The 5,886-nt window shown below is 61.1% G+C and carries 7 protein-coding genes; 6 read left to right on the top strand and 1 reads right to left on the bottom strand.

Translation table 11 applies throughout. From position 1 onward, the window contains the following. A partial coding sequence (locus HUJ17_RS16220; RefSeq protein WP_290511666.1) for an FAD-binding protein occupies positions 1–265 on the bottom strand: 265 nt, incomplete at its 3' end. Between the two features lie 143 nt (positions 266–408). On the opposite strand from HUJ17_RS16220, the gene serA reads away from it, so the two are divergent. From serA to HUJ17_RS16190, 6 genes are all read left to right on the top strand, one after another. Further along, positions 409–1,638 (top strand): phosphoglycerate dehydrogenase, encoded by a 1,230-nt coding sequence (gene serA, locus HUJ17_RS16215; RefSeq protein WP_290511665.1) that lies wholly within the window; start codon positions 409–411, stop codon positions 1,636–1,638. Positions 1,639–1,783: 145 nt separating this feature from the next. Next, the gene (locus tag HUJ17_RS16210) at positions 1,784–3,124 is read left to right on the top strand and encodes a hypothetical protein (RefSeq protein ID WP_290511664.1); all 1,341 of its coding nucleotides are present in this window, start codon (positions 1,784–1,786) and stop codon (positions 3,122–3,124) included. Next, a complete protein-coding gene (locus HUJ17_RS16205; RefSeq protein ID WP_290511663.1) occupies positions 3,121–3,519 on the top strand; it encodes a YcfL family protein in 399 nt (132 codons plus the stop codon). Before HUJ17_RS16210 ends, HUJ17_RS16205 begins: the two co-directional genes overlap by 4 nt. A 41-nt stretch (positions 3,520–3,560) precedes the next feature. Continuing rightward, the gene (lpoB, locus tag HUJ17_RS16200; RefSeq protein ID WP_290511662.1) at positions 3,561–4,154 is read left to right on the top strand and encodes a penicillin-binding protein activator LpoB; all 594 of its coding nucleotides are present in this window, start codon (positions 3,561–3,563) and stop codon (positions 4,152–4,154) included. 61 nt (positions 4,155–4,215) lie between these two features. Further along, positions 4,216–5,511: a CsgG/HfaB family protein gene (locus HUJ17_RS16195; protein WP_290511661.1), complete on the top strand. Its 1,296-nt coding sequence runs from the start codon at positions 4,216–4,218 to the stop codon at positions 5,509–5,511. A 48-nt stretch (positions 5,512–5,559) separates the two neighbouring features. After that, the coding region (locus HUJ17_RS16190; protein ID WP_290511660.1) for a DCC1-like thiol-disulfide oxidoreductase family protein at positions 5,560–5,886 on the top strand (327 nt) is incomplete at its 3' end.

The following is a 5,886-nucleotide window of genomic DNA, read 5'->3' as shown; positions in this document are numbered from 1 at the left end:
CCAGCTCGCCGTTGGCGGCCACCGCCCCGGCGGACAGGCCGGTGCGGCCCCCGGATGGCACCAGGTGCAGGCCGTGGTCGTTGGCGATCTCCACGATCTGCTGCACCTCGTCGATGGTTTCCGGTAGCGCGATGGCGCTGGGGGCCGGGGCCCATACCTTGGTCCAGTCGACCCCGTAGCGCTCGGCGCTTTCCTGGTCGGTAAGGAGGCGATTGCCAAGCAAATCAGTCAGTTGCTCCAGCGCAGCATGGGCATGGGCGGTCATCAACGGGTCTCCTGCAGGGGTAAAACGCACGATGTTGAGGCGTTCTCACGGCAACTTGAGCAATCCGACGGCGCGGCTGCTCTCAATTTGAGCGGGCTATGTTAACATACGCGCCCATTTCACAGGCTACCGAGACTTACATCATGGCCGATACTTCTCTTGAGAAGGACAAGATCCGCGTTCTCCTGCTCGAGGGCATCCACGAAAACGCCGTGGAGAACCTGAAAGCGCACGGCTATAGCAATGTGGAGCTGCTGCCCACCGCGCTGACCGGCAACGACCTGGCAGACAAGATCAAGGATGCCCACTTCATCGGCATTCGCTCCCGCACCCAGCTCACCGAAGAGGTGTTCCAGGCGGCGGAAAAACTGATCGGCGTGGGTTGTTTCTGTATCGGTACCAACCAGGTGGATCTGAATGCCGCCCTGAAGCGTGGTATCCCGGTATTCAATGCCCCCTATTCCAATACCCGTTCCGTGGCTGAACTGGTGATTGCCCATACCATCAACCTGATGCGCGGCATTCCCGAGAAGAACGCCTCTGCCCACCGCGGCGGCTGGCTGAAGTCTGCCAAGGACAGCTACGAGATTCGTGGCAAGACCCTGGGTATCGTAGGTTACGGCAATATCGGCGCCCAGGTGTCCGTGCTGGCCGAGTCCATGGGCATGAAGGTGAAGTTCTACGACGTGGTGCCCAAGCTGCCGCTGGGTAATGCCGAGCAGGTGAGCAGCCTCGCTGAGTTGCTGGGTCAGTCCGACGTGGTCAGCCTGCACGTGCCGGACACTGCTGCCACCCGCTGGATGATCAAGGAAGAACAGATTCGCGCCATCAAGCCCAAGGGTTACCTGATCAACTATGCCCGCGGCAAAGTGGTGGACATTGATGCCCTGGCCGGTGCTCTGCGTGATGGCCACCTGCTGGGCGCTGCCATCGACGTGTTCCCGGAAGAGCCCAAGGGTAACGACGACGAGTTCATCAGCCCGCTGCGTGAATTCGACAACGTGATCCTGACCCCGCATATCGGTGGTTCTACCCAGGAAGCCCAGGTGAACATCGGTACCGAAGTGTCCGAGAAGCTGATCCGCTACTCCGACAACGGTGCCACTCTGGGTGCGGTGAACTTCCCGGAAGTGGCCCTGCCGGCCCACCCGGACATGCACCGCCTGCTGCACATTCACAAGAACGTGCCCGGCGTGCTCACCCAGATCAACACCGTATTCTCCGAAAATGGCATCAACATTTGCGGCCAGTACCTGCAGACCAACGAAGAGATCGGTTACGTGGTCATCGATGTGGACAAGGGCTACAGCCAGCTGGCGCTGGAGAAGCTGCGTACCATCGACGGCACCATCCGGACCCGGGTGTTGTTCTAGGCGAGTCGGTGTTTCTCGGGGAGTGGCTGTTCCGGCCTTCCTCCTGAACTGTGAAACGCTCGACAAAAAGCCGGTGGCGGGCTACCTTGCCTGCTCCGGCTTTTTTCGTATCTAACGTATGAGACGACTCAGGAAAGGATGCCTGTTGGTTGCAGGGCTGCTGGCATTGTCCGGCTGTGCCACAAACTCCCTGTTTGTGCCCTACCCCAACCAGGCCCAGCAATGGAAAACCGCGTTGGCGACCGCCCCGGTGACGCCAGCGGCCACCCAGAAGCTGGAAAAAGCTGCCTCCGGCGGTGATGGCGTCCTTTACCTGCAGGAACTGGGTCGGGTCAGCCAACTCACCGGCCAGCGTGAACAGAGCCGGGAGGCCTTTGCCAGCGCCATCCAGAAATACGACGAGGAAGACGCCAGCGCCCGTATCCAGGTCTCGTCCCTGGCGTCTTCCACCACATCCCTGGTCACCAACGACAATGCCCGTGGTTATGTGGCGCCGGACTACGAGCGCATCTTCACCCATGCCTATCAGGCCCTGAATTACTGGGACGCCAACGATCCCACTGGTACCGCCGTGGAATTGCGTGGCGCGGCCCTGGAGCAGCGGGTGGCGGCGGACAAGCGCGACAAGGAAATTGCCAAGGCCGAGGAAGCGGCAGAAGAAAACAACGTGGACCTGAGCCAGTTCGATGGCTATTTCCAGGGCATCAATGCGGTGGCCGGGGAAGTGAAGGCCAGCTTCCAGAATGCCTGGACCTTCTACCTGTCGGCCCTGTTCTGGGAAGCCCACGGCGAATACAACGATGCCCTTGTAGACTACAAGAAGGCCCTGGAGATCCACCCGGAGCTGGACATGCTCAAGGAAGACGTTGAGCGCGTGTCCAATGCCATGAAAGGGCGGCCTGAAAAAGACGGCATGGTGGCGGTACTGTACGAGCAGGGCTTTGTGCAGGCCCGGGAAGAATTCAGCCTGCCCATTCCCACCGTCCACGGCATCTTTTCGGTGGCCTTTCCCACCTATTCCCTGACCAGCAAGCCACGCCCCAACAGCCTGCGGGTACTGGACAGCGCCAGCCAGCCGCTGGGGGAAACCGTGGTGCTGGCGGATGTGGGGGCCCTGGCCGCCAAGGATCTGAAAGAACGACTGCCCGGCATGCTGGTGCGCCAGACCCTGCGGGCCACCGCCAAGTACAACCTGCAGAAAAAGGCCAACGATGATTTCGGCCCGCTGGGGGCCTTTGCCACCCAGCTGTACAACCTGGTCAGCGAGCAGGCGGACCGGCGCAGCTGGCTGACCCTGCCTGCCTATGCCCAGGCAACACGATTTTCACTGCCCCAGGGGGAACATACCCTTGTATTGAGCACCCCCGGGGGCAATGCTACGTTGACGGTACCGGTGGTTAACCGTGGCCTCACCGTGATTCATGTGGCGGCCGTTCCCGGCCAGCTGATTACCCGCGTGTTACCCGTTCAGGAGGGACCCTTATGACACTGTTACGCCCGATGATGGCGCTGCTGCTGGCTGCCATGCTGGCGGCCTGCTCGGCCACCAATATGGGTCGCATGGAAGTGGATGAAGACGGCGAGACCATCACCAAGGTCTATTCCAGCAACAGCTTGCTGGCCAGCCGTATTTCCGTGCAGGACCTGAAGCAGAAAACCGTTGGGGACCTGCTTTACATCCAGGCCACACTGGAAAATGACTGGAAATTTGAACTGGATTTCCAATACAAGTTCAAATGGTTCGACAAGGACGGTTTCGAGCAGGCGCCGGAAGGCCAGCCCTGGCGGCAGGTGGTGATGGCAGGTCGTAGCCAGAACAGCGTCCAGGCCGTTGCCCCCAACCCGTCCGCCGTACGCTTTGAAATCTGGGTACGCGAATAATCGTCGCGTGCCTTCCTAAAAGGAACAAGGAGAACATCATAATGCTACGCCTACTTTCCATGCTGCTGCTGGGCAGTGCCCTGGCCCTGTCCGGTTGTGCTTCAAAGGTGGATTACGGTGATGCCCAGGCCCGCGAAACCGTCAACACGGATTTCGGTTCCACCGACCTGCAGATGATCGCCGCCAAGATGGTGGATGACATGATGGTGTTTCCGCCCATCGTGCAGATGACCCAGAACCGCCGTCCGGTGGTATTCGTGGATCGCATCAAGAACAAGACCACCGAACACGTGGACACCGAGTCCATCACCGACACCATCCAGTCCAAGCTGATCAACTCCGGCAAGTTCCGTTTTGTGGACATGTCCGTGGTGGATCGTGTGCGTCAGCAGCTGGAATACCAGAGCGATTCCGGCATGGTGGATCAATCCACAGCCGCCGCCATGGGCCGCCAGATCGGTGCCGAGCTGATGATGTACGGTAACTTCTCCTCCATCGTCAAACGCGATGGCAGCACCAAGGACGTGTACTACAAGTTCACCCTCAAGCTGCTCAACATCCAGACCGGCATCATCGAGTGGACCAACGAAAAAGAAATCCGCAAGACTCGCAGCAAGAGCCTGTTCGGGTTGTAAGGACGCTGCACGCAGCCGGGCTTCCCGGGTGCGTGCAAGCTAACCAGACATGGAGGCCGTTATGACCAAGCACCTGTTCGCTCCGTTATGTTTCATCCTGTTGTTGTGTGCGTCGCTGGCCCAGGCTGCCACGGAGACCGTTTCTGTATCGGCCCGCGGCTACGGCGACAACCCGGAGCAGGCCATGACCAATGCCCTGGTGGCGGCGGTGCGACAGGCCGGCGGGGTCAGCGTGGCCGTGGACCCGAACTTCCGCACCAATGTGCTGCAATGGGTGGTTCGCCAGCAGGGTGATGTCAGCACCTGGATCGGCACCGAGACCTCGGTGCCGGAGCCGCAGCTGCCAACCCTGGGCAATATCAAGAGTTACCAGGTGCAGTCGGTGAAGCAGGTGGAAGACGGCCTGTGGCAGGCCAACGTGCAGGCGGAGGTGCTTCGTCCCAAGACCCTGGGTGCGGACCGCTCGCACCTGCCCGGTATTGCCATTACCACCTTCGACAGCCGCCAGCCCCGTTATGACCTGGGTGACGTGCAGGTGCCGGCCAGCCAGGTGCAGCGTCAGCTGCGCGATGATCTGGTTACCGCCTTTACCCAGTCCGGTCGCTTCCGGGTGCTGGACCGGGCCAACCTGGATGCCATTGATCAGGAGCAGTCCGTCGTCGCCAGCGGCAGTGTAGCGCCGGAAGAGCTGGCCCGGCTGGGGCAGCGCAAAGGGGCCGATCTGCTGCTGGTAGGCACCATCGAAGATTTCAGCATCGGCGACAGTCAGCGGGAATTCTATGGTGCCAAGTTTTCCGGTTATGAGCCGCGCATCCGGGTTCGCTATCGGTTGATCGATACCACCACCAGCGAAATCCTCTGGGCAGACCTGTTCGACTGGAACCAGTCTGAAGCTTCCATCCGCGAGGTGGCCCGTCAGCTCAAGATCGACGACCGTAACCACCCGGAGCGGCTGGCGGATGAACTCTATCCCGTCATTGCCCGGGCCATGGCCGGTGCCGCCACGGATGTGCTCTACCCGGTGCAGATCATCAAGGTGCAGGGCGATACCGTATTCCTGAGTCAGGGCCAGGGCCGGCTGGAGCAGGATGCCAGCATGCAGGTCTATCGCCCCGCCGGGGAAATGAAAGACCCGGACACCGGCCTGACCATCAAGCTGGAGGGTAACGCCCTGGCCACCCTGACCGTCACCGATGTGCGCCCGGATTATGGTGTCGCTCGCCTGGATGGCCCGGCCAGCACCCCCCTGCAGGCCGGCGACCGGGTACGCAGTGCCGCTGGCGCAGACAGCCCGACGGCCGTACCCGCCGGGCAGCCGCCCAGCCCGGGCTCGTCGGAAGCGCCGATTCAGTGGTAACAACAAGCCCCCGACAGGGGGCTTTTTTTGGGTTCAGCCGGAGGCCATGTGTCCCGTCCCGACATTTCACGCCCCAACATCCTGCTGGTCTACGACAAGGAATGCCCGGCCTGCCACGCCTATTGCCAGGTGGTGCGCATCCGCGAAAGCGTGGGTGAGCTGCGAATCGTGGATGCCCGGGAAGACAGTGAGGTGATGCGCGAGATTACCGGCGCTGGCCTGGATATCGATCAGGGCATGGTGCTGAAGATGGGCGACCAGCTTTACTACGGCGCCGATGCCATCCATGCCCTGGCCCTGATCGGCAGCCGCTCGGGGACCTTCAACCGTTTCAACTACTGGATGTTCCGTTCCCGGCGCGTCTCGAAAGTGCTC

It is taken from the genome of Alcanivorax sp. (assembly GCF_014762765.1).
Taxonomy (GTDB): domain Bacteria; phylum Pseudomonadota; class Gammaproteobacteria; order Pseudomonadales; family Alcanivoracaceae; genus Alcanivorax.
Note: the sequence above shows the minus strand (reverse complement) of the source record. Positions and strands in the feature narration are given on the sequence as shown.